The 24432-nt window shown below is 36.7% G+C and carries 28 protein-coding genes; all 28 read left to right on the top strand.

The annotated features are described in order from the left end of the window. Window positions 1-28 precede the first annotated feature (28 nt). The 28 genes from fliM to rseP all read left to right on the top strand — a co-directional run bounded on the left by fliM (window position 29) and on the right by rseP (window position 24257). Window positions 29-1027, top strand: a complete 999-nt coding sequence (gene fliM, locus D0S48_RS05430; RefSeq protein WP_151110537.1) for a flagellar motor switch protein FliM — start codon at window positions 29-31, stop codon at window positions 1025-1027. Next, on the top strand, window positions 1020-2186 hold the full coding sequence (gene fliY / locus D0S48_RS05425) for a flagellar motor switch phosphatase FliY (RefSeq protein WP_151113725.1): 1167 nt from the start codon (window positions 1020-1022) through the stop codon (window positions 2184-2186). The genes fliM and fliY overlap by 8 nt, the downstream gene beginning before the upstream one ends. A gap of 19 nt (window positions 2187-2205) precedes the next feature. Then, entirely contained in the window at window positions 2206-2568 is a 363-nt protein-coding gene (locus D0S48_RS05420) for a response regulator (protein ID WP_144538062.1), read from the top strand. A gap of 6 nt (window positions 2569-2574) precedes the next feature. Then, window positions 2575-3279, top strand: a complete 705-nt coding sequence (locus D0S48_RS05415) for a flagellar biosynthetic protein FliO (protein ID WP_191963874.1) — start codon at window positions 2575-2577, stop codon at window positions 3277-3279. Next, window positions 3272-3937, top strand: coding sequence for a flagellar type III secretion system pore protein FliP (gene fliP, locus D0S48_RS05410; protein ID WP_144538064.1), 666 nt, complete (start codon window positions 3272-3274; stop codon window positions 3935-3937). Before D0S48_RS05415 ends, fliP begins: the two co-directional genes overlap by 8 nt. Before the next feature lie 12 nt (window positions 3938-3949). Next, a complete protein-coding gene (fliQ, locus tag D0S48_RS05405; RefSeq protein ID WP_144538065.1) occupies window positions 3950-4219 on the top strand; it encodes a flagellar biosynthesis protein FliQ in 270 nt (89 codons plus the stop codon). Between the two features lie 4 nt (window positions 4220-4223). Continuing rightward, window positions 4224-5000 (top strand): flagellar biosynthetic protein FliR, encoded by a 777-nt coding sequence (gene fliR, locus D0S48_RS05400; protein WP_151110533.1) that lies wholly within the window; start codon window positions 4224-4226, stop codon window positions 4998-5000. Window position 5001: 1 nt separating this feature from the next. Then, window positions 5002-6087, top strand: a complete 1086-nt coding sequence (flhB, locus tag D0S48_RS05395) for a flagellar biosynthesis protein FlhB (protein ID WP_151110531.1) — start codon at window positions 5002-5004, stop codon at window positions 6085-6087. 18 nt (window positions 6088-6105) lie between these two features. Further along, window positions 6106-8139, top strand: a complete 2034-nt coding sequence (flhA, locus tag D0S48_RS05390; RefSeq protein WP_151110529.1) for a flagellar biosynthesis protein FlhA — start codon at window positions 6106-6108, stop codon at window positions 8137-8139. Continuing rightward, window positions 8136-9248, top strand: a complete 1113-nt coding sequence (gene flhF / locus D0S48_RS05385) for a flagellar biosynthesis GTPase FlhF (protein ID WP_151110527.1) — start codon at window positions 8136-8138, stop codon at window positions 9246-9248. The genes flhA and flhF overlap by 4 nt, the downstream gene beginning before the upstream one ends. Then, a complete protein-coding gene (locus D0S48_RS05380; RefSeq protein WP_151110525.1) occupies window positions 9232-10095 on the top strand; it encodes a MinD/ParA family protein in 864 nt (287 codons plus the stop codon). The genes flhF and D0S48_RS05380 overlap by 17 nt, the downstream gene beginning before the upstream one ends. 9 nt (window positions 10096-10104) lie before the next feature. Continuing rightward, window positions 10105-11175 carry a protein-glutamate methylesterase/protein-glutamine glutaminase gene (locus D0S48_RS05375; protein ID WP_151110523.1) on the top strand — a complete coding sequence of 357 codons (1071 nt, stop codon included), beginning with the start codon at window positions 10105-10107 and terminating at the stop codon, window positions 11173-11175. A 15-nt stretch (window positions 11176-11190) separates the two neighbouring features. Beyond that, window positions 11191-13233, top strand: a complete 2043-nt coding sequence (locus D0S48_RS05370) for a chemotaxis protein CheA (protein WP_151110521.1) — start codon at window positions 11191-11193, stop codon at window positions 13231-13233. Window positions 13234-13245: 12 nt separating this feature from the next. Further along, the gene (locus D0S48_RS05365) at window positions 13246-13701 is read left to right on the top strand and encodes a chemotaxis protein CheW (RefSeq protein ID WP_144538073.1); all 456 of its coding nucleotides are present in this window, start codon (window positions 13246-13248) and stop codon (window positions 13699-13701) included. Between the two features lie 3 nt (window positions 13702-13704). Next, window positions 13705-14334: a chemotaxis protein CheC gene (locus D0S48_RS05360; protein WP_144538074.1), complete on the top strand. Its 630-nt coding sequence runs from the start codon at window positions 13705-13707 to the stop codon at window positions 14332-14334. A 1-nt stretch (window position 14335) separates the two neighbouring features. Continuing rightward, on the top strand, window positions 14336-14842 hold the full coding sequence (locus D0S48_RS05355; protein WP_151110519.1) for a chemotaxis protein CheD: 507 nt from the start codon (window positions 14336-14338) through the stop codon (window positions 14840-14842). Next, window positions 14842-15138: a hypothetical protein gene (locus D0S48_RS05350; protein ID WP_144538076.1), complete on the top strand. Its 297-nt coding sequence runs from the start codon at window positions 14842-14844 to the stop codon at window positions 15136-15138. Before D0S48_RS05355 ends, D0S48_RS05350 begins: the two co-directional genes overlap by 1 nt. 66 nt (window positions 15139-15204) lie before the next feature. Further along, the gene (locus D0S48_RS05345) at window positions 15205-16005 is read left to right on the top strand and encodes a FliA/WhiG family RNA polymerase sigma factor (RefSeq protein ID WP_144538077.1); all 801 of its coding nucleotides are present in this window, start codon (window positions 15205-15207) and stop codon (window positions 16003-16005) included. A gap of 18 nt (window positions 16006-16023) precedes the next feature. After that, window positions 16024-16323: an RNA polymerase subunit sigma gene (locus D0S48_RS05340; protein WP_144538078.1), complete on the top strand. Its 300-nt coding sequence runs from the start codon at window positions 16024-16026 to the stop codon at window positions 16321-16323. Window positions 16324-16331: 8 nt separating this feature from the next. Continuing rightward, window positions 16332-16829 (top strand): hypothetical protein, encoded by a 498-nt coding sequence (locus D0S48_RS05335; RefSeq protein ID WP_151110517.1) that lies wholly within the window; start codon window positions 16332-16334, stop codon window positions 16827-16829. A 150-nt stretch (window positions 16830-16979) separates the two neighbouring features. Then, window positions 16980-17702: a 30S ribosomal protein S2 gene (rpsB, locus tag D0S48_RS05330; protein WP_144538080.1), complete on the top strand. Its 723-nt coding sequence runs from the start codon at window positions 16980-16982 to the stop codon at window positions 17700-17702. Window positions 17703-17793: 91 nt separating this feature from the next. Then, window positions 17794-18678: a translation elongation factor Ts gene (tsf, locus tag D0S48_RS05325; protein ID WP_144538081.1), complete on the top strand. Its 885-nt coding sequence runs from the start codon at window positions 17794-17796 to the stop codon at window positions 18676-18678. Window positions 18679-18785: 107 nt separating this feature from the next. Then, complete coding sequence (pyrH, locus tag D0S48_RS05320) at window positions 18786-19511, top strand: UMP kinase (RefSeq protein ID WP_144538082.1); 726 nt, start codon at window positions 18786-18788, stop codon at window positions 19509-19511. After that, window positions 19511-20068: a ribosome recycling factor gene (frr, locus tag D0S48_RS05315; protein WP_144538083.1), complete on the top strand. Its 558-nt coding sequence runs from the start codon at window positions 19511-19513 to the stop codon at window positions 20066-20068. Before pyrH ends, frr begins: the two co-directional genes overlap by 1 nt. 138 nt (window positions 20069-20206) lie before the next feature. Continuing rightward, on the top strand, window positions 20207-21001 hold the full coding sequence (locus D0S48_RS05310) for an undecaprenyl pyrophosphate synthase (RefSeq protein WP_151110515.1): 795 nt from the start codon (window positions 20207-20209) through the stop codon (window positions 20999-21001). Further along, a complete protein-coding gene (locus D0S48_RS05305; RefSeq protein WP_151110513.1) occupies window positions 20998-21789 on the top strand; it encodes a phosphatidate cytidylyltransferase in 792 nt (263 codons plus the stop codon). Before D0S48_RS05310 ends, D0S48_RS05305 begins: the two co-directional genes overlap by 4 nt. A gap of 18 nt (window positions 21790-21807) precedes the next feature. Then, window positions 21808-22956, top strand: a complete 1149-nt coding sequence (gene dxr, locus D0S48_RS05300; RefSeq protein ID WP_144538086.1) for a 1-deoxy-D-xylulose-5-phosphate reductoisomerase — start codon at window positions 21808-21810, stop codon at window positions 22954-22956. A gap of 41 nt (window positions 22957-22997) precedes the next feature. Beyond that, entirely contained in the window at window positions 22998-24257 is a 1260-nt protein-coding gene (gene rseP, locus D0S48_RS05295) for an RIP metalloprotease RseP (RefSeq protein ID WP_144538087.1), read from the top strand. Window positions 24258-24432 lie beyond the last annotated feature (175 nt).

The raw sequence follows: 24432 nt of genomic DNA, 5'->3' as shown, positions 1-24432 counted from the left end.
AGTACTTTTTTGAATGGAGGTGGGCAGATTGGCAGGAGATATATTATCTCAATCAGAAATAGATGCATTGTTAAGTGCCCTTTCAACCGGTGAAATGACAGCAGATGAAATGAAGAGCGAACAAGAATCAAAAAAAATTCGTTCCTACGATTTTAAAAGAGCTCTGCGTTTCTCGAAAGATCAAATACGCAGTCTTACTCGTATACATGAAAATTTTGCTCGTCTTTTAACCACATTTTTTTCTGCCCAGTTAAGAACATATGTCCAAATATCTGTAGTATCGGTTGACCAAATCCCTTTTGAAGAGTTTATACGTTCTGTACCACATATGACTCTTATAAATGTTTTTGAGGTACCACCATTAGAAGGAAATATACTAATGGAGATTAACCCAAACATCGCCTATTCTATGCTAGATTTGTTGATGGGTGGGAAAGGGCAGGCGCATACAAAGGTAGATAATTTAACAGAGATTGAAACGAAAATAATGACTAATTTATTCGAACGTTCCTTTGATAACCTGAGAGAAGCCTGGGTTAATATAGCAGATATCGATCCTATATTGACGGAGTTAGAGGTAAATCCTCAATTTCTTCAAATGATTTCGCCAAATGAAACAGTGGTTGTGATCTCCTTTAATACTGTTATTGGTGAAACTAGCGGAATGATAAATATTTGTATCCCTCATGTAGTATTAGAGCCGATTGTGCCAAATCTTTCTGTTCGTTACTGGATGCAGACTAATAAGAAAGAGGTATCCCCAGAGCAATTGGCTGTACTGAAAAAACGAGTTAAATCTGCTGAAATACCAGTCGTAGCTGAGCTTGGTTCCACTGATATATCGATTGAAGATTTATTATATTTACAGCTTGGGGATGTTGTACAACTAAACGCTAAAATTGAGGATGCCCTTACAATAAAAGTAGGAGACATACCAAAATTTAAAGCACAACCAGGAAAACTAAAGAAACATATGGCAGTACAAATTATTGAAACTTTGAAAGGAGGAGAGGATGATGATGAGTGATGATATGCTCTCCCAAGAAGAAATTGAAGCCCTCCTACGAGGAACGGTTGACAATATAAGTGGAAATGAAACAGACACAAATACAACAAATGTAGAAGATTATTTAGACTCTTTTGCAATCGATACTTTAGGAGAAATTGGTAATATATCCTTTGGAAGCTCAGCGACTGCATTATCTTCGCTATTGGGTCAGAAAGTTGATATTACAACTCCAAATATAAGCATGATTAATAGAAGTAAATTAGTAGAGGAGTTTCCACATCCGTATGTTGCTGTACAAGTTCAATATACTGCTGGATTAATAGGTATGAACCTATTAGTCATTAAGCAATCAGATGCAGCAATAATTGCAGATTTAATGTTAGGCGGAGACGGAATAGATCCTAGTCCTCAACTAAGTGAAATTCAATTAAGTGCAGTTCAGGAAGCAATGAACCAAATGATGGGTTCGGCTGCTACTTCTATGTCAACTGTATTCAATAAAAAAGTGGACATCTCCCCACCATCCATAGACATTCTAAATTTATTAGAAGGTGAAGGCGAAGAAGCAATTCCTAATGATGACTTACTAATTAAAGTGTCATTTAGATTGCGTGTAGGAAGTTTAATAGACTCCAATATTATGCAGCTAATCCCTCTGGAATTCGGTCTGAATCTTGTTAAATCATTATTGGGAGAGGAAGAAGCAGAACCAGAAGCTGCTGCCACTGTATACGAAGAAAGAGTTAATAACAATCACGTATCTGCACCGGAACCAGATTATTACGAGGCACCACAGATTCAACAGCCCGTTGCTCCACAGCAACCTCAACAATCTAGACAAAGTAATACACGTCCGGTAGAAGTGCAACAAGCGCAATTTGCAAGCTTTGAAGCGTCAAACCTTACTCCTAACGAGTCAAGAAATTTAAATTTACTTCTTGATATACCGCTTCAAGTAACAGTAGAATTAGGACGTACTAGAAGAACGGTAAAGGAAATTCTGGAACTTACTAGTGGTTCAATCATAGAACTGGACAAATTGGCAGGAGAGCCTGTAGATATTCTTGTCAATAATCGTCATATTGCAAAAGGCGAGGTAGTAGTAATTGATGAGAACTTTGGTGTTCGTATTACAGATATTCTAAGCCAAGCAGAACGAATTAATAATTTACGATAAGTACTGGAGGAGACATATTATGTCGAAAAGAATTTTAATAGTGGACGATGCTGCATTTATGCGCATGATGATTAAGGATATTTTATCTAAAAATGGTTTTGAAGTAGTAGGTGAGGCGGCTGACGGGGCACAAGCAGTTGAAAAATACGCTGAGCTTAAACCAGATTTAGTGACAATGGATATCACTATGCCTGAAATGGACGGTATTGCTGCATTGAAGAAGATTAAAGAAAAAGATCCTAGCGCAACTATTATTATGTGTTCAGCAATGGGGCAACAAGCAATGGTTATTGATGCCATTCAAGCAGGAGCAAAGGATTTTATCGTTAAACCATTCCAAGCAGATCGAGTAATTGAAGCAATCTCAAAAGCGATAGGGTAATTAATGATGTGGAAGCTTTACCTCAGTATTTGCATCGCATTGTTTTTATTAGTTTTACCTTTTCCAATGGGAGCAGAAGCTTCTGTAGATTCAAATGAAAGCATCAAGGAACATCTGGAACGTGTAAATAACGAATCCGATGCAACTAAAAAGTCAGAACAAAATATTGAGGAAGATAATGCGGTAGTACCTGAAGAAAATACTTCGCAAGATTCGAAGTCAAGTGGAGTATCTATTACAGCTTGGGATTACATCAAAATGATATTCGCTTTGTTATTTGTGATTGCTTTACTTTATGGACTATTACGTTTCCTCAATAAAAGAAATAGAAGCTTCCAGCATAACCAACTCATCCATAATCTTGGAGGAGTTGGAATGGGGCAGGGAAAATCAATTCAATTATTGCAAGTGGGCAACTCACTCTATTTAGTTGGAATTGGAGAAAATATTAACTTATTAAAAGAAATCACTGATCCTCAAGAAATAGAAGAGTTAACTAAGATATATGAAGACAAGCTTGGTAGTGGGCCAACACTACCTCATGTAATGGAATTAATGAACAAAGTGATTAAAAACAAGACTAGTTCTACTAAAAATAATGAAAATCCTTCATTCAATGAAACGTTCCAAAAGAAATTAGAAGATATTAAAAGAGACCGTAGTGAAGTATTAAAGGATTGGAAGACAAAGGAGCGCAAAAACAATGAATGATTTCGTCCAATTTTTCTCGGACAGCGATCCGTCAAATGTCTCCACTTCTATCAAATTAATGCTATTACTTACGGTCTTGTCTTTGGCGCCGAGTATATTAATATTAATGACATCTTTTGCAAGAATCATTATAATTTTGTCATTTGTTCGTACTGCTCTAGCAACACAGCAAATGCCACCAAACCAAGTATTAGTTGGATTGGCACTTTTCCTTACGTTTTTTATCATGGCGCCAACGCTCCAGGAAGTGAATGAAACAGCCTTAACTCCTCTATTTGACGAAGAGATAACTTTGGAAGAGGCATATGAGAACGCTAGTGGACCTTTTAAAGAGTTTATGAGTGAGCATACAAGGCAAAAGGATTTAGAGTTATTCTTACGATATACCGAGGCAGAACGACCAGAAACGATTGATGATATTCCATTAACGGTGATGGTTCCAGCTTTTGCTTTAAGTGAGATTAAGACAGCCTTTCAAATAGGCTTTATGATTTTTATCCCTTTCCTAGTGATTGACATGATCGTCGCTAGTGTATTGATGTCTATGGGGATGATGATGTTACCTCCGGTAATGATTTCATTACCATTTAAGATTTTACTATTTGTGTTAGTAGATGGATGGTATTTAGTCATGAAATCCATCTTACAAAGTTTTTAGGAGCTGATTGTATTGAGTAATGAAATGGTAATATCAATTGCAGAAAGAGCCATTTGGGTCATTCTTCTTGCATCAGGTCCTCTTTTGTTGGTTGCATTAATAACTGGTCTTGCGGTGTCTATCTTTCAGGCGACCACACAGATTCAGGAACAAACTCTTGCATTTGTTCCTAAAATTATTGCAGTATTAGTGGCTATTGTCTTTTTTGGGCCTTGGATGCTGTCACAAGTAACCTCCTATGCAGCAGATATTTTTGAAAATTTAGTGAGATATATTGGTTAGTTCAATGGAAGAAATAATACCAAGCCTAACTATATTATTATTGATCATTGCAAGAGTTTCTGCGTTTTTTGTTACTTTACCTTTATTTTCACATCGTACTATTCCAGCCACGCATCGAATAGGCTTTGCAATTGTTCTTTCATGGATGATGTATTATACGTTGGATGTTACACCATTTGAAATAAATGGAGAGTACATATTACTAATTATAAAGGAAGTTATGGTTGGGTTATTTATAGGGTTACTTGCTTACATAATTCTTTCTGCCATACAAATTGCTGGTGGATTTATCGATTTCCAAATGGGATTTGCGATAGCGAATGTTATAGACCCCCAAACGGGAGCTCAAATTCCTCTAATCGGTCAATTTCTAAACATTATTGCTCTTCTTCTATTACTAGCATTAAATGGGCATCATTTGCTATTGGATGGAATTTTTTATAGCTATCAATTTATTCCTATGGAAACTTCATCGCTAGCATTTGGGCAAGAAAACTATGTGGAGTTCATCATGAAGACATTTGCAGGAGTGTTTGCAGTTGCCTTCCAGATGTCTATTCCTATAGTAGCAACTTTGTTTTTAGTAGATATTGCATTAGGGATAACTGCTCGTACAGTTCCTCAACTGAATATATTTGTAGTGGGTTTCCCTATTAAAATAGGAGTTACATTTATTGTTTTGTTAGTCATGATGGGAGTTTTACTAGCAGTTATGCAGAAAATGTTTGAAATCATGATTATAAGTATGCGAGATTTAATGATTATTTTAGGTGGTGGCTAATATGTTGATGCTCCGATTGGATCTACAGTATTTCGCAGGAGAAAAAACAGAAAAAGCTACTCCTAAAAAACGGCAGGATTCTAGAAAAAAAGGACAAGTGTTAAAGAGCCAGGATGTTACAAGCGCCATTGTGTTGCTTGCAGTATTCCTCTTCATGTTTTTCTTTGCGGGGTTTTTACGCAATGAAATATTTACATTTTTTAATGTTACTTTTACTAAATATATACTGATGGATACAGTAACTATAGAAATAGCCTTAGAAATTTATAAAGATATGCTGATGGAAATGGCTTTTATCTTGTTACCTATCATGCTGGTAGCTGTGGTTGCAGCTATTGCAGCTAATTTTTTTCAGTTTGGGTTGCTCTTTACGACTGAGCCCTTAAAGTTTGACTTAAAAAAAATAGACCCTATAAAAGGGTTAAAACGAATCTTCTCGATGAAGGCAATAATTGAACTATTAAAGTCCATTCTTAAAATTTCTTTTATTGGATCGGTTACGACTCTTATTATATGGATGAATCTGGAGCAAGTGCTTTCTCTTTCTTTTAAAACTGCTTGGGATACCTTATCTACCATCGGATGGCTTACAGGAATGATGGGAATAGCAGCTTCCTTTGTATTGTTGTTTATATCGATCTTAGATTTCTTCTATCAACGCTTTGATTATGAGAAAAATTTGAAGATGTCTAAGCAGGATATAAAAGACGAGCATAAGAACACAGAGGGAGATCCTATCATTAAATCCCGAATTCGTCAGCGTCAAAGAGAAATGGCCATGCGGAGAATGATGCAGGAAATTCCAACAGCAGATGTTGTTATTACGAACCCTACCCATTTTGCAATTGCTTTAAAGTATGATGATTCCTCTATGGATGCGCCAGTAGTAATAGCTAAGGGAGCAGACTTTGTTGCTCAGAAGATTAAATTGATTGCTAAAGAAAATAATGTAGTCATGGTTGAAAACCGGCCACTTGCTAGAGCAATGTATGATCAAGTAGAAATTGGTCAAAGAATTCCTGATGAATTCTTTAAGGCTGTTGCAGAGGTTCTAGCTTATGTATATCGCATTAAACAAAAAATTTAAAGATTGAGGTGGAAGTATATGCAAGTTCGCGATATATCCGTATTAGCAGCAGTAATTTCTATTGTGGCTATGCTCGTGATACCTCTTCCTCATTGGTTATTGAGTTTTTTAATAATCGTTAATATTACTATAGCTTTATTAATTTTAATGACCGCAATGAATATGCAGGAGGCGCTACAATTTTCCGTCTTTCCTACACTGTTATTACTAGTAACTTTGTTTAGGCTTGCACTTAATGTCTCAACGACACGTGCGATTTTGTCCGAGGGAGATGCAGGGAAGGTAGTTGAAACCTTTGGTACTTTTGTAACCGGGGGGAATATGTTAGTTGGTCTAGTCGTTTTTGCTATTTTAGTAATTATTCAATTCATTGTAATAACAAAAGGTGCTGAGCGTGTATCAGAGGTTGCTGCGCGCTTTACATTAGATGCTATGCCTGGTAAACAGATGAGTATTGATGCGGATCTTAATGCTGGGATGATTTCTGAAAAAGAAGCAAGAGAACGACGTGAAAAAGTCAGCGGAGAAGCAGATTTTTACGGTGCAATGGACGGTGCTACGAAATTCGTAAAAGGTGATGCTATTGCGGGTATTATTATCGTAATTATCAATCTTCTATTTGGTGTCATCATTGGAGTCGTTCAGTTTGGTTTGCCTTTTGGAGAAGCAGCGGTATTATTCTCTACATTGACTGTAGGGGACGGACTTGTGTCACAAATTCCGGCGCTTTTAATCTCTACCGCGACGGGTATAGTTGTTACAAGAGCTGCGTCAAAAGGAAATTTGGGCGGAGATATTACTGGACAGCTATTGAATCAGCCTAAGCTTCTTTATGTAGCTGCGGGGACAATTGCACTTCTAGGGATAGTAACCCCTATTGGACTTCTTTTAACTTTACCTATTTCTCTTATACTTGTCATTGGCGCTTATATGATGGGTAAGGCAGAAAAAGAAGACCCAGAAGAGCTAGAGGAATTTCAAGAGGAAGCAGCCACAGATAATATGAAAAGTCCAGAGAATGTTATTAATCTATTAAACGTAGATCCAATAGAATTTGAGTTCGGCTATGGATTGATACCACTTGTGGATACTGCACAGGGCGGAGATTTACTTGATCGAGTAGTTATGATAAGAAGACAGCTTGCATTAGAGCTTGGAATAGTTATACCGGTTGTACGGATTCGAGACAATATCCAGCTTCAGCCAAATGAGTACCGTATAAAGATTAAAGGGAACGAGATGGCTAGAGGAGAGCTATTGCTCGATCATTATTTGGCGATGAGCCCTGGTGATGACGATACAATCGATGGAATAGACACAGTAGAACCATCTTTCGGTCTTCCAGCTAAATGGATAACAGAGGCTGTCAAAGAGGAAGCAGAGATAATGGGCTATACAGTGGTTGACCCACCAAGCGTAGTCTCAACGCATATGACGGAAATTATTCGAAATCATGCACATGAATTATTAGGTAGACAGGAAACTAAGCAATTAATCGATCATATTCGCGAGACTTCACCTATATTAGTGGATGAATTAACTCCAACTCCGATGACTATAGGAGAGATTCAAAAGGTTTTAGGCAACCTGCTAAGAGAGCATGTATCGATAAGAAACTTACCTATTATTTTTGAAACACTAGCTGATTATTCAAAAATGACATCTGATGTCGATATATTAACTGAGTATACGAGACAAGCATTAGCGAAGCAAATAACTTCTCAATATGCTGGTAATAGTAATGTGCTAAAAGTTTTAACAGTATCTGGCAGAGTTGAAAAAATTGTCGCGGATAGTATTCAACAAACGGAGCATGGGAATTACCTTTCCATCGATCCGAATGACTCACAGGCTATTTTAGAATCTATGGCTAGAGAAATTGAACGTGCTTCACTGATGGAGCAGTCACCAATTATACTATGCTCTCCAGCAGTAAGAATGTATTTAAGACAAATGACAGAGAGATATTTCCCTCAAATACCGATTCTTTCCTATAACGAGTTAGAATCATCAATTGAGGTACAAAGCGTCGGGGTGGTGAATGTGGAGTGAAGATGAAAAAATATGTAGCAGCTACAATGCCAGAAGCGATGAAGGCTATTCGAAATGAATTGGGTGAGGAAGCGGTAATCTTAAGCTCTAAAGTAGTATATTCAAAGGGCTTCATTGGAATGTTCAAAAAGAAGTCTATTGAAGTATTAGCTGGCATAGACACAGTTGAACCTCCCGTTCATACACCTGATTATCCCGTCTTTAAGCAAGAGCCCGACGTTAACCATGCGTCAGAGATAAAAAAAGAACTAGAAGACTTAAAGAAAATGGTGAAATCTATCCAACGTCCGCAGTTAGAGCAGCAATACCCGGAAGAATTTCAAATACTTATAAATCATCTTAAGCAGCAGGAATTGGCAGAGGAGCTTATCACTAGCATGAGTGATGAGCTTTTTGTGCATGAAATAAATAGAGATTCTATAAATATAGAGGAACAGATTGATCTTACAAAAGACTATATTTATAACTTGCTTAAGGATCTCCCTTTCGGAGGTATATCCTATGAAAGAAAATTCATCAATGTGTTAGGCCCAACTGGGGTTGGTAAAACAACGACTATAGCAAAAATGGCTGCTCGTGCTGTTTTAGAGAAAAAGAAAAAGGTTGGATTCATCACGACTGATACTTATCGGATTGCTGCTATTGAGCAGTTGAAGACTTACGCCGGTCTTCTTCAGGCACCCATTGAAATAGTTTACAGTCCTAAAGATTTTCAGCAAGCTGTTGAGAAGTTTGAATCATTGGATCTTGTATTTATAGACACCGCTGGTCGGAATTACAAGGAAGTGAAATTCGTTGAGGATTTACAAAAACTGATAGATTTTAAGAGTAATACAGAAACGTATCTTGTTCTCTCTTCAACCTCAAAAGAAACAGACATGAGTGTAATTATAGAACAATTTGTAGATTTTCCTATTGAAAAATTAATTTTTACTAAAATAGATGAAACAAATTCTATTGGCTCCATTATTAATTTAATGGTTAAATATAACAAGGGCCTTGCGTACTACACAGATGGTCAAGAAGTACCTGAAGATATCGTTGAAGCTAGTCTAGAAGAATTACTTGATTTATTATTAAAGGGGATTCACTATGAGAGATCAAGCTGAGGAATTAAGAATGAAGATGCTTCGAAGCCACAGTAAATTAGGTCGCTCTATAGCTGTTGTCAGCGGTAAAGGGGGAGTAGGTAAAAGTAATTTTTCAACCAACTTTACAACAATGCTTAGTGCTCAAGGAAAAAAAGTAGTATTAATAGATATGGATATCGGTATGGGTAACATCCATATTTTACTAGGTAAAACTGTTCCTACTAATTTAAAGGATTATTTACTTGGAGAAAAATTATTGGAGAGTGTCATGTATGAAGGGCCATACGGACTTCAATATATCTCAGGAGGATCTGGATTAAATGGTGTTATAGAATGGACCGATACTATGTTTCAACGACTGATTGAAGCCTTTGAATATCTTCAAAAATCCTTCGATTTTATCGTGTTTGATATGGGAGCCGGAGCAACTTCACAGGCATTAGATTTAATTGTTGCAGTGGATGATATTATCGTTATTTCAACTGCTGAGCCTACTTCGATTACAGATGCTTATTCTATGATGAAATATATACATTATAAGGATCCTGAAAAGAACTTTTTTCTTTTGTGTAATCGAGCGTTTTCAGAGGAGGAGGGAAAAGACACTACAGCTAGACTTAAATTGGCAATGTCTAAATTTCTCTCTAAGGAAGTATTAGTCCTTGGTTCCTTGCCAGAAGATCCATATGTTCGCAAAGCTGTCCAACAACAAGAACCATTTTCTGTGTTATATCCACAGGCAGAAATTAGTAAAAAGCTTTACAAGATAGTAAACAAATTTACAGAAGTACAAATAGAGGAGATACCCTCAAAACCTAGTAAATTTATCGATAGATTAAAGAGTATCTTTAAAGGGAGGCCTTAAAGATTTGGCATGATTTCTAAAAAAAAATTACTTATAGTAGATGATTCAGCCTTCATGCGCAAATTGATAGGAGATTTTTTTAAGGAAAGTACCCTAATCGAGGTAGTCGGTATCGCGCGCAATGGTGCCGATGCCATTCGAAAAATTAAATCACTTCGACCAGATGTAGTTACTATGGACGTTGAGATGCCAGAAATGAATGGACTAGAGGCTTTAAAGCAAATCATGTCTGAAAGTCCTGTTGCAGTTATCATGCTGTCTAGCAATACCCAACGGGGAACAGAAAGTACATTGCTTGCTATAGAATATGGAGCAGTAGATTTTGTAGCTAAACCAAGCGGTACCATTTCACTAGACTTACATAAGATTAAAGATGAATTGGTTGAAAAGGTAGAGCATGCAGCAACCATTCCTATTACGAAAATAAAAACACGTGCATTAATACCTTCAAACAAGCAAGAGGTAAGAGAAATACAACCAATTAAGCATTCATGGAACAAAAACAAAAAAAAGATGGTTTTGATTGGTACTTCCACGGGAGGTCCGAGAGCATTACAAGAAGTTCTACCTAACTTACCAAAAGATATGAAGGCACCTGTTCTCATCGTTCAACATATGCCTGCAGGATTTACTAAATCACTAGCGGATAGACTAAATCAACTATCCGAAATTGAGGTGAAAGAGGCCGAGCAAGGGGATATCATTCGAGATGGCCATGCTTATATTGCTCCAGGTGGCTTTCATATGAGAGTTCAAAAAACAGGAAGTGTTTATACGATTAAACTAGACGACATTGAACCACCTAGAGGAGGGCATAGACCATCTGTAGACGTACTCTTAGAAGATAATAGTATGTATAATGATTTTGATAAAATTACAGTCATTATGACAGGAATGGGGTCAGATGGCTCCAATGGCCTCAAGCAATTAAAGAAGATGGGAAATGTAGTTGCTATAGCTGAATCCGCAAGTACGTGCATTGTATATGGAATGCCTAAGGCAGCGGTGGAAACAAAATTAGTAAATGATGTAGTTGATTTAGATAAAATTGCAAACACAATAATACAATACTTGCCTTAAAGGGGTGTTAAGTTCATGGATACAAATCAATATTTAGAGATGTTCATTGAAGAAAGTAAGGAGCATTTACAAGCTTGTAATGATCATTTGCTTGAGCTAGAGAAAAATCCTCAAAATCTTTCAATCGTAAATGAGGTATTTCGTTCTGCCCACACATTAAAAGGTATGTCTGCAACGATGGGATACGAGGATATTGCCAATTTAACGCATAAAATGGAGAATGTTCTCGATGAAATTAGAAACAGTCGTTTAGATGTTACACCGGAATTACTTGATGTAGTTTTTGTTGCAGTCGATCAACTGGAAGAAATGGTTTTTAATATTGCGGATGGTGGAGATGGCAAGCTAGACGTTGAAGAAACCGTTCGAAAACTTCATTTAATCGAAAAAGGTGAAATGGAAGTTGCAGCTACTGTTATGAGTAAAGTAGATAACAATGAAAAACACCAGAATTTTTTATCCTATGACGACTATGAAATGACTGTTCTTCAACAATCGGCGGAGCAAAACTATTTTACATATGAAATCTCGGTAAAGCTACGTGAGGATTGCTTGTTAAAAGCTGCACGTGTTTATATGGTGTTTGAGCTCTTAGAAAAAATGGGTGATGTTATCAAATCCTCACCTACAGTTGAAAGATTAGAGGATGAAGACTTTGATGAACAGTTCTACATTGCAATTGTTACGACTGAAGAGCAAGAAGATGTTCAAAAGAAACTGATGAAAGTATCGGAAGTTACAGAGGTAATAGTAAATCCGGTTAGTATAGAGCAGCTAAAAACTCGTCAAAACGAAGAGTTTGAGAAGCAAGAGAGTAAAAAAGAAGAGATAAAGATTGAGGAAAAACCTTCTTCAGAAGTGAAAAAAGCGGAAGAAAAGCAATCATCACCTAAAAATGGGCAAACCCATGGTAACAAAACAATCAGAGTAAATATCGAGAGATTAGATATTTTGATGAACCTGTTTGAAGAGCTAGTAATCGATAGAGGTAGACTTCAATCTATCTCAGAAAACCTGCATGATAGTGAATTAGAAGAGACTGTAGAACGAATGGCTAGAATTACAGGAGACTTGCAAAACATCATTCTTAACATGCGTATGGTACCTGTAGATACGGTCTTTAACCGATTCCCTAAAATGGTTAGACAATTAGCTAGAGATTTAAACAAAAAAATCAATCTCCAAGTCATTGGAGCAGAAACGGAACTAGATCGTACAGTTATTGATGAAATCGGGGATCCCCTTGTTCATCTCATTAGAAACTCGTTAGATCATGGTATTGAGAGTCCTGAGATTCGTAAGGCAAATGGAAAGCCTGAGGAAGGTACCGTAGTTCTTCGAGCTTATCACAGCGGAAACCATGTGTTTATAGAAATCGAGGATGATGGAGCAGGTATAAGTCGAGAAAAAGTATTGAAAAAAGCTATAGCTAAAAATATTGTTACGCCAGAAGCTGCTGCTTTATTGTCGGATAAACAGGTAGCAGAGCTAATTTTATCTTCTGGTTTTTCAACTGCGGAAGTCATATCCGATGTATCTGGTCGTGGTGTAGGATTAGACGTAGTGAAAACAACCATTGAATCTTTAGGCGGTTCAATTGAGATTTCGTCAACAGAAGGGAAAGGCTCCTTATTCTCTATTCAATTACCTTTAACATTGTCTATTATATCAGTTATGTTAGTAGAGCTAGGTGAAGAGATTTATGCTGTTCCTCTTTCTTCTATCATTGAAACTGCTATCATCCGATCTTCTGACATTTTGAACGCACACAATCAAAAAGTAATTGATTTCCGTGGGAAGGTCGTTCCACTTGTCTTTTTAGAAGAGGTGTTTGAAGTACCTAGAGCACACAAGGAAGAAGAATTCCATTCAGTTGTTTTAGTTCGCAAAGGGGATAAAATGGCTGGTCTTGTTGTAGACTCATTCATTGGTCAACAAGAAATTGTTCTAAAATCTCTAGGAACCTATTTGTCTAGTGTATTTGCTATTTCAGGTGCAACTATTTTAGGAAATGGAAAAGTGGCTCTTATAGTAGATTGTAACGCGTTAATTATGTAAGGAGGAGAAACAATGGCAGAAGCTTTAGATTTACAAAACTTAAAAGTAGTTGTTTTTCAGTTAGCTGACAAAGAATATGTTATTCCTGTTAGTCAAGTCCAAGGAATTGAAAAACTAATCCATATAACTAGAGTTCCAAAAACTCCTTCATTTGTAAAAGGAGTTATTAATCTTCGTGGTGTAGTTACACCTATTATTGACTTAAAGAGCAGATTCAATCTAGGAGAGAGCACGTTAGATGAATCTTCTCGAATTATTATTATCTCTTTAGAGGATATGAATGTTGGAGTAATCGTGGACTCTGCAAATGATGTATTAGATATACCGATGGACTCCATAGAGCCTCAGCCAGAAGTAGTAGGAGGATTAGAACAAGATTTTATTGCAGGAGTTACTAAAATTGATAAACGTTTGTTGATTTTACTACATCTTGACTTAGTATTAAATCCTATTAAGGCTGGAGCTTAGTATATGTTTGAAAATAAGATTACGTCTATGCATCTTGATGTATTAAGGGAAATAGGTAATATTGGTGCAGCGCATGCTGCTACTGCATTATCTACCTTGTTAAATAAGAAAATAGACATGAATGTCCCTAAAGTTGAGATGGTAACTTTTGATGAAATGATGGATCTTGCTGGTGGAGCAGAAAGCGTAGTTGCTGGTATCTATCTTCGCATCGATGGAGATGTCAATGGTAGTATGTTTTTTGTTTTACCCGTTGAGCAGGCAAACCAATTCATCAGAAGATTGATCCAAGATGAAAGTTTAGACTTTGAAAAGGGACAGGTTACAGAGATGGGAGCGTCTGCGCTTCAGGAGCTAGGAAATATCTTGTCCGGTTCATATTTGTCTGCGTTGTCCGATTTCACTAAACTTAGTATTTATCCAACAGTTCCAGCACTTTGCGTTGATATGGTGGGAGCTATCATAAGTTTTGGGCTTGTAGAGCTTTCACAAGTAAGTGATTATGTCATTGTGATCGATACCGCTATTCATGAAGATGAAGATGAGAGTGGTAAAATTGTTCATGGTCATTTCTTTTTATTGCCAGAGCCGGATTCATTTCAAGCTATTTTCCGAGCATTAGGAGTAGAATAATATGATTGAACAAAGTCAAATTGGTCACGTAGTAAAAGTCGGGATAGCTGATATGAATATAGCAAAGGCACCACATACGATAAGGACATCTGGATTGGGTTCATGTGTAGGAGTTGTTCTTTACGATGATAGAAATCAAACAGCCGGCATGGTGCATGTAATGCTTCCGAATTCTAGTTTAGGAAGATCTGAAAAGATTAATATAGCCAAATTTGCTGATACTGGTATACCAGCGCTTATTGAACTATTAAAAATGGAAGGGTTGGCTCCTTCGAGACTCCGCGCTAAAATAGCTGGCGGTGCTCAAATGTTCCAATTCTCTTCCAGTAGAGATACTATGCGAATAGGTCCTAGAAATGTGGAGGCAGTAAAAGAGTATTTACACAAATACTCTATTCCCATTATATCTGAAGATACTGGGGGAAATAGTGGACGTACTATTGAGTTTGATCCATCCACAAAGCTATTGAACGTTAGAACAGTAAATCAGGGAGTGAGAAACATTTAATGGCAGGTTCAATTTTATTTAATTGCTGGGTAGCTCTTCTTGCATTTAGTTGTTACTTTCTTTTTTCATACCCCTTTGTAGAAGGGATTGTAATTTTAATACCATCTCTTATATGTGCACTATTATTTTTTATATTAGCCTTTTTTGGAAGAGCGGCTATATCATATGTTCTAGAAGATAAAACTAAAAAAGTAGAGGAAGAGGTCCTTTTATCTCAAAATACCACTTCCTCACCAATAGATTCATCAAAAGAATACGCTAACATTATAAAAAACATGATAAATAATGAATCATAAATGGGGGGCGATATATTTTCGCCTCCCCTTTTTATACGAAATTTTGGTATAATATCCATATATATAATGGAAAAGGTCGAAAGGGGGATTATTGTGTCAAAACTAAATTCGACAGAGGAGCAGCTCCTTTGGAAGAAATGGACAGAAAGCAAGGATCCTCAAGCAGGAGATTTACTTCTAAGAAAATATACTCCTCTTGTAACCTATCATGTGCAGCGTATTGGAGCTGGCATTCCTCAAAATGTTTCAAGAGATGAACTGAAAAGCCTTGGTATGATGGGACTTTTTGATGCTTTAAATAAATTTGATCATTCCAGAGATTTAAAGTTCGATACGTACGCATCCTTTCGTGTTAGAGGTGCAATAATAGACGGCTTGAGAAAAGAAGACTGGCTACCAAGGTCCTCACGTGAAAAGGCAAAAAAGCTAGACCAGAAGATTGAAGAGCTAGAACAAAAACTAATGCGTCATGCAACACCTGAGGAAATAGCACAATTTGTTGAGGTTTCGGTTGAAGAAGTTTATCAGACAGTGCAGGAGCATTTCTTCTCTAATGTTCTATCGATCGATGAACAGCTACATGACCAAGACGAAATGGATAATAAAGCATTTGTCATTAGAGATGATACGCAGACTACGCCTGAGCAGCAGCTTGTCAAGGGCGAGTTACTTAATGACCTAGTGAACCAAATTCAACACTTAAATGAGAACGAACAATTAGTTTTAAGCTTATTTTATACTGAAGAGTTAACCTTGACGGTTATAGGTGAAATGTTAGGCCTATCAACCTCCAGAATTTCTCAAATACATTCCAAGGCTCTTTTTAAGCTTCGGAAGCTTTTGGCAAGTGAAATGATGAATTCATAATATGCGGAGGGAAATTCTATGAGCTTAAAAGTTGTTGAACTACAGATTGCTATACCGAAAACATTTGATGCGGGTAAAATGTCTGAGCAAATGCAGCAACAAAGTGCTATAAACCAAGCGAATGCTCAAGCTGCAACTGAAAGGCAAATTGAGAGAAATAGAGAAACAGTTATTAAATCCAATAATATAGAAGCAGACGCCGAACAAGGCTCAAAGCAACAAACTGAGCAAGAAAATGAAAAAAGAGAAAAAAAAGAACAAGAAAATAAAGAGACAAAGCACCCCTTTAAAGGTAACTTTGTAGACTTTAGCGGATAGGAGTAAAAATGACGTCTATAATTTTAACAGTTTTATTTCTACTCCAAATAATTAGTTTTTATTTCATCGCATTGTTGAATATGAAAATGTCTAAGTATAAGGGTATGGAAGACAAGCAAGAGCAGATGATTAAAGAAATAGAAAATTCTTTTAGTGCCTACATTGCAGAAATCAAGGACGAAAATGATCGCCTTTTACATGAGCTCAAAGAACAAAATAATTACTCTTCTGAAAAGAAGGAAGTAATCTCTATTGCTAAAAAAGAGATTTCATCTGCTTCAAACGAGGAAAGCCAATCATTAATAATATCAAGACCACTAGTTTCAAAACAAAAGGCAGCTAGTAGTTATGTTCAATCTTCCAATTTACCAGAAAAAGAGATTCCTATTACTTTAAAGGAAAAAGTATTGTATTATTCGGAAGAAGGTAAAAACCCTACAGAAATAGCTAAGTTGCTCCAAATTGGAAAGACAGAAGTCGAGCTCTTCTTGAAATTTCAGGATTAAAATAGTTGAAAGTTAATTATATCTATGGTATATTACAAGACGGTATGAATATACACGCATTTCTGATGGAATTGGCAGGTGCTCTTACAAAAGAGTAGCCGATGAAAAATGAAGAATGCGGAAGACTAAACCAAACCAGGAGGAAATAAAATGTCAGTAATCTCTATGAAACAATTACTTGAGGCTGGTGTACACTTCGGTCACCAAACTCGCCGTTGGAATCCAAAAATGAAAAAATACATTTTTGTTGAGCGTAACGGAATCTACATCATCGATCTTCAAAAAACGGTGAAAAAATTAGAAGAAGCTTATGACTTCATGCGCCAAGTAGGTCAAGATGGCGGGAAAGTTCTTTTCGTTGGAACTAAAAAGCAAGCTCAAGAAGCTATTAAAGAAGAAGCAGAACGTTCAGGAAACTACTATATTAACCAACGTTGGTTAGGTGGTACTTTAACTAACTTCGGTACAATTCAAAAACGTGTAGCACGCTTAAAAGCAATTGAAAAAATGGAAGAAGACGGAACTTTCTCTGTACTTCCTAAAAAAGAAGTAGTTCAACTTAAAAAAGAACACGAACGTCTAGTTAAATTCTTAGGCGGTATCCGTGACATGAAAGCTATCCCGGATGTAATGTTCGTAGTTGACCCACGTAAAGAGCGTATTGCAGTTGCAGAAGCTCGTAAATTGAACATTCCATTAGTAGGAATCGTTGATACAAACTGTGATCCAGATGAAATCGACTATGTAATTCCTGCAAATGACGATGCAATTCGCGCAGTGAAATTATTAACTGCTAAAATGGCGGATGCATTACTAGAAGCAAGACAAGGTGAAGATGCAGAAGTAGCTTCAGCTGAAGTTGCTGCTGAGTAAGACACATGTAAGTAACAGGTGATAAGCGGCCAAACCACTTATCACCTTTTTTTGAGAAAATGACATTTAATTGTACTAGGAGGAATTTATAATGGCAGTTACAGCACAAATGGTAAAAGAATTGCGTGAAAAAACTGGCGCAGGTATGATGGATTGTAAGAAAGCTCTAGTTGAAACAGATGGCAACTTAGAAGCAGCAATTGACTTCTTACGTGAAAAAGGTCTTTCTTCTGCAGCTAAAAAAGCTGATCGTATCGCAGCTGAAGGTACAACTTTCATCGAAATCGATGGCAATAAAGCTGTATTATTAGAAATGAACGCAGAAACTGACTTCGTTGCCAAAAATGAAGGCTTCCAACAATTAGTTAAACAAGTAGCTTCTCATTTATTAACTACTGAACCAGCTTCAGTTGAAGAAGCATTAGCTTCTAACATTGAAGAAGGCGTTACAGTTGAAAATGCTATTTCTAACGCAGTAGCTAAAATTGGAGAAAAAATTACTCTTCGTCGCTTTGTTATTGAAACAAAAACAGATGCGGATGCATTTGGTCCATACCTTCACATGGGAGGTCGTATCGGAGTTCTTACAGTACTTGAAGGTTCTACTGATGAGCAAGCGGCAAAAGACGTTGCAATGCACATTGCTGCTTTAAACCCATCATACATTTCTCGTGATGAAGTATCTGCTGAGGAAGTAGAGCACGAGCGTAAAGTATTAACAGAACAAGCATTAAACGAAGGTAAGCCAGAAAATATTGTAGCTAAAATGGTAGAAGGCCGTCTTGGTAAATATTTTGAAGAAGTGTGCTTATTAGACCAATCTTTCGTTAAAAATCCAGATCAAAAAGTTCGTACATTTGTGGAATCAACTGGTGGTAAACTAGTTTCATTCACACGCTACGCTGTTGGTGAAGGAATTGAGAAACGTGAAGATAACTTTGCTGAAGAAGTAATGAGCCAAGTTAAAGGTAAATAATAAAAAATAAATAGTAAGAACGTATGTTGTTCTTATTTTATAGAAAAACTCTAGGGAGCACGTAATTTGTGTTCCCTATTTTTCAAGAAAAGAGATGGAGGATATCTATGAGCACACCACAATATAAAAGAATTGTTTTAAAACTAAGTGGCGAAGCATTGGCTGGAGAAAAAGGTTTTGGATTGTCTCCTGAGATTATTAAATCAGTAGCGGAACAAGTGAAGGAAGTCGTTGATCTTGGAGTTGAAGTTGCTGTTGTAGTTGGAGGAGGCAATATTTGGAGAGGTAAAATAGGCAGCGAGATGGGAATGGACCGTGCTAATGCCGATTATATGGGCATGTTGGCTACGGTTATGAATTCATTGGCACTGCAAGATTCTCTAGAACAATGTGGAGTTGAGACGCGTGTACAGTCTTCCATTGAAATGCGTCAAGTGGCAGAACCGTACATAAGAAGAAGAGCGATTCGTCATTTAGAAAAAAAACGTGTAGTAATATTTGCAGCGGGAACGGGTAATCCATACTTCTCGACTGATACTACAGCAGCTTTAAGAGCAGCTGAAATAGAAGCTGATGTTATCTTAATGGCTAAAAACAATGTAGATGGTGTGTATTCAGCTGATCCAAAAATGGATAAAACAGCAGTGAAATATGATGAATTGTCTTTCTTGGAAGTAATTCAGCAAGGCCTACAGGTGATGGATTCAACGGCTTCCACTTTATGTATGGACAATGATATTGCACTTATTGTATTCTCAATTATGGAAAATGGAAATATTAAACGGGCTGTCCTAGGTGACTCTATTGGAACAGTCGTTAGGAGGAATTCATAATGCCGAAACAAGTAATAGAGCAAACAAAAGACAAAATGGCTAAAACAATTCAAGTGTATACAAGAGAGCTAGCTTCTATTCGTGCTGGTCGTGCAAGCGCATCTTTACTTGATAAAATTACTGTGGACTACTATGGTGCGCCAACACCGATTAACCAAATGGCTGGTATATCGATACCAGAAGCGCGCTTACTAACAATTCAACCTTATGATAAATCCATTCTGGGAGATATCGAAAAAGCAATTATGAAATCAGACTTAGGAATCACTCCTACAAACGATGGTAATCTTATTCGTATTGCTATTCCTGCACTGACAGAAGAGCGCCGTAAAGAATTAGTAAAACAAGTTAAAAAAGAAGCTGAAGAAGCTAAAGTAAATATCCGTAATGTACGTCGTGATGGGAACGACGACCTGAAAAAAATGGAGAAAGCTGGAGAAATCACAGAAGATGATTTAAGAAGCTACACAGAAGAAATCCAAAAAATTACGGATGCAAATATTGATAAAATCGATGCAATCACTAAAGATAAAGAAAAAGAAATTCTAGAGGTTTAAGATACTCTTCTAGCAAGTAGTACAGTTGAACCTTTATCCGAAGAAGGCGTCCTTTTAGAAGGACGTCTTTTTATATTCGTTTTTATTTGTTATGATAAGACTATATGCTTCGATAAGGTTTAAAGTGGAGGTTAATGCATGCTAAAAAAACTTATTCGTAAAAATGATAAAGCGATAAGTATCTATTTAAATGAACGAGTGGAAAATGCACAAAAAGAACAGTTGCCAGACCATATCGCCATTATTATGGATGGTAATGGCAGATGGGCTAAAAAGAGAGCCTTGCCAAGAGTAGCTGGACATCATGAAGGAATGCAAACTGTAAGGAAAATAACTAGATTTGCCAATGAAGTGGGTATAAAAACGCTCACATTATATGCATTCTCAACAGAGAACTGGAAAAGGCCTAAAATTGAAGTTGAATTTTTAATGCGTTTACCTGAAGAATTTTTAAACTCCTATCTACCTGAGTTAATGGAACAAAATATTCAGGTAAGAATGATGGGTAATATTGAACTTTTGCCAGAGCATACTAAGAAGGCTGTTACAAAAGCAATGGAGCAAACTGCCGAAAATAACGGTCTCATATTAAACTTTGCTCTAAACTATGGAAGCAGAGATGAAATTGTTCAAGCGGTAAAAAAAATTGCTCTAGATATTCAAGAAGGTAATATGGAGATAAATGATATTACAGAAAATAATATTAATAGTTATTTAATGACGAAAGATTTAAGTGAACCAGATTTACTGATTAGAACTAGTGGGGAAGTACGTTTAAGTAACTTCATGCTTTGGCAACTCGCATATACAGAATTCTGGTTTACAGACACATTGTGGCCAGATTTCGATCAGGAATGTTTGATAGAAGCTATTGAAACCTTTCAAAAGCGAAATAGAAGATATGGTGGAATTAAGGAGGAAGAAACAAATTGAAAACAAGAATTATCACGGGTGCCGTCGCTTTAGCACTCTTTCTTCCAATAGTTCTGCTAGGAGGACCTGTATTTACTGTTCTTATATACGCAATTGCTACAGTAGGATTATATGAAATACTAAAAATGAAGGGTTTAAGTCTCTTTTCTTTTTCAGGTATCATATCGCTACTTCTTTTGTTTTTACTATTATTCCCTTCAGCTTATACAGAAAATATAGTTAACCTTACAGGTCATACAAAGCTCGAATGGGTATTCGTAGCTGTTTTTCTCTTGCTTATTTTCACTGTGCTAACGAAAAACAGTTTTACATTTGAGGATGCCTCCTTCGTGCTTGTGAGTACTTTATATGTAGGGATAGGTTTTTATTATTTTATTGAAACTCGAGAAAGTGGATTGGCATATCTCATATTTGCGTTACTGATTGTATGGACTACTGATTCAGGTGCTTATTTTACAGGTAGAAAAATTGGGAAACGAAAACTATGGCCAGAGATTTCTCCAAACAAAACAGTAGAAGGATTTGTAGGAGGGATACTATGGGCAATAATCACTGCTCTAATTATCCAATGGATTAATCCACTTACTTCCTCATACATTGTCCTAATCGGGATTACTATTATAGCCTCCATTTTTGGACAACTGGGGGATTTGGTTGAATCGGGTATTAAAAGACACTTTAATGTAAAAGATTCAGGTAAACTACTACCTGGACACGGTGGAATATTAGATCGCTTTGACAGTCTTCTTTTTGTCTTGCCATTATTGCACTTTTTACATTTTATATAAGGGAGACGACATTATTTCATGGGTAAAAGAATAAGTTTATTAGGTGCAACTGGTTCTATTGGGCTCCAAACTTTGGATATAATAAGAGAGCACCCAAATAAGTTTCAATTAGTTGCATTTTCGGTAGGTAAAAATATAGAAGAAACAAGAAAGATACTAAATGAGTTTCATGTAGAAGTTGTATCTGTACAAAAAGAAGAAGATGCACTTTTACTGCAACAAGAATATCCAAAAATAGAAGTAGTTTTTGGAGATGCCGGCTTGATACAAGTTGCAGCTCATACGAACGCGGATGTTCTAGTAAATGCGGTTTTAGGGAGTGTAGGTTTAAGACCAACATTAGAAGCTATTAAAAAGGGAATTACCATTGCTATTGCAAACAAAGAGACATTGGTTACGGCTGGTCATTTAGTTATGCAAGCTGCCCAACAATATAATGTGCCAATCCTGCCTGTTGACAGTGAACATTCTGCGCTATTCCAAGCGATGAATGGAGAAAAGAAAAGCGAGGTTTCAAAGCTTATTATTACTGCATCTGGAGGTAGCTTCAGAGATCGAACACGTGAAGAATTAAAAAGTGTCACTGTCAAAGAAGCGTTAAACCATCCTAACTGGTCAATGGGTTCAAAAATTACGATTGACTCAGCTACGATGATGAACAAAGGGTTGGAAGTAATTGAAGCTCATGTCCTCTTTGATATTTCCTATGATGACATTGAAGTGTTATTACATCGTGAAAGTATTATCCACTCCATGATTGAATTTAAAGATACTAGTGTTATAGCCCAATTAGGGACGCCGGATATGAGGGTGCCTATTCAATATGCGTTGTCCTATCCAGATCGTCTAGAACGATCAAATGCACACCGATTAAACTTAGCGGAAATTGGCAAGCTTCATTTTCAAGAGATGGACTACAAGAGATATCATGCATTAAAGCTGGCGATTGACGCAGGACGAGCAGGCGGAACAATGACAACTGTATTAAATGCGGCTAATGAAGCAGCAGTTAGTCTATTTTTAAAAGAAAAGATTACATTCTTAGAAATTGATGAATTAATTGAGCGAGCAATGGACGAGCATTCGAATGTTTCTTCACCAGATTTAGATACTATATTATTTGTTGATAGCCAAACGAGAAAAAGTGTACAAAACATGGTAAAATGATGTATTGAGGAAAGACAAGCAGGAGAAAAAGGTGGGGTATAATGGAAACAGCCATTGCGTTTATAATCATATTTGGTAGTATTGTTTTTTTTCATGAACTAGGGCATTTTATTTTTGCAAAAAAAGCTGGAATAATGGTTAGAGAATTTGCCATTGGTTTTGGACCTAAAATTTTTGGTATGACAAAAGGGGAAACACTGTATACAATCCGTTTATTACCTTTGGGTGGTTATGTACGGATGGCTGGAGAAGATTTAGATTCCATAGAATTACAGCCTGGATACCGTCTAGGTGTTCGCGTAAATGAGAACAATGAAATAGATCAAATTGTACTCAACCAGAACAAACAATTCCCTGATATGCTCTTTCTAGAAGTAGAAAGATCTGATTTGATGAAAGAAATGTATATCGAAGGCTACGATGAAGAAGAGCGTTTAGTTCGTTATCAAGTTGCAAGAAATGCTGTTATTATTGAAAATAATACAGAAACCTTTATCGCTCCTTATGATCGACAATTCGGTTCCAAAACAGTTGGACAACGTTCTATGGCGATTTTCGCAGGACCTTTGTTTAACTTTATATTAGCATTCTTTATATTCCTAGCTTTAGGATTACTTCAGGGAATTCCAACTAACGAGCCTATTATTACAACAGTTGCAGATAATAGTCCAGCAGCGTTAGCAGGAATGAAAGATGGAGATTTAGTTAAAGAGATTGACGGAATGCCAATTACCGAATGGGAAGAACTATCGCTAGCCGTTAGAGATAGCGCTAACGAACCGATGACCTTCGTGATAGATCGAGATGGTACTAAGGAAGAATTAATTGTAACTCCGAAGGAAGTAGCTACCGAAGCGGGTAAGGTTGCCCAAATTGGTGTTCAATATAAGAGTCCTTTAGAAAAAAATCCAATTGGGGCAATTGTCTTTGGGGCTGAACAAACCTATGAATGGACTAAAAGAATATTTACTATCTTAGGTACATTAGTTACTGGCTCCTTTTCTATTGATGACTTGTCTGGTCCAGTGGGAATATATAAAGCGACGGAAACAGTCGCGCAATTAGGCGTATATAACCTAATGTACTGGGCAGCTATTTTAAGCATAAATCTTGGGATTATGAATTTGTTACCATTACCAGCCCTCGATGGAGGAAGATTGTTGTTCTTCCTTTTTGAAGCAATTAGAGGAAAACCAGTCGACAAACAAAAAGAAGGAATGGTTCATTTTGTAGGAATCATGCTTCTTATGGTATTGATGGTTGTAGTCACTTGGAATGATATTCAAAGATTCTTCTTTTAAAATAATTTTGTGAGAAAATGGAAGAACTATTTATTTGTGGTTTTGATAAAATTACGTTAGGGAGGAAGTTCGAGTAGCTGAACTTCCTTTCTTTTTCTGTAAATTGTTCTTTCATATTATAAAGGAATCAATTTTTTGAAATCTATATGCATTTCAAATAAAGTAGAATTAAATT

Origin of the sequence: Psychrobacillus sp. AK 1817, assembly GCF_008807035.1 — a bacterium.
Classification (GTDB): Bacteria; Bacillota; Bacilli; order Bacillales_A; family Planococcaceae; genus Psychrobacillus; species Psychrobacillus faecigallinarum.
Note: the sequence above shows the minus strand (reverse complement) of the source record. Positions and strands in the feature narration are given on the sequence as shown.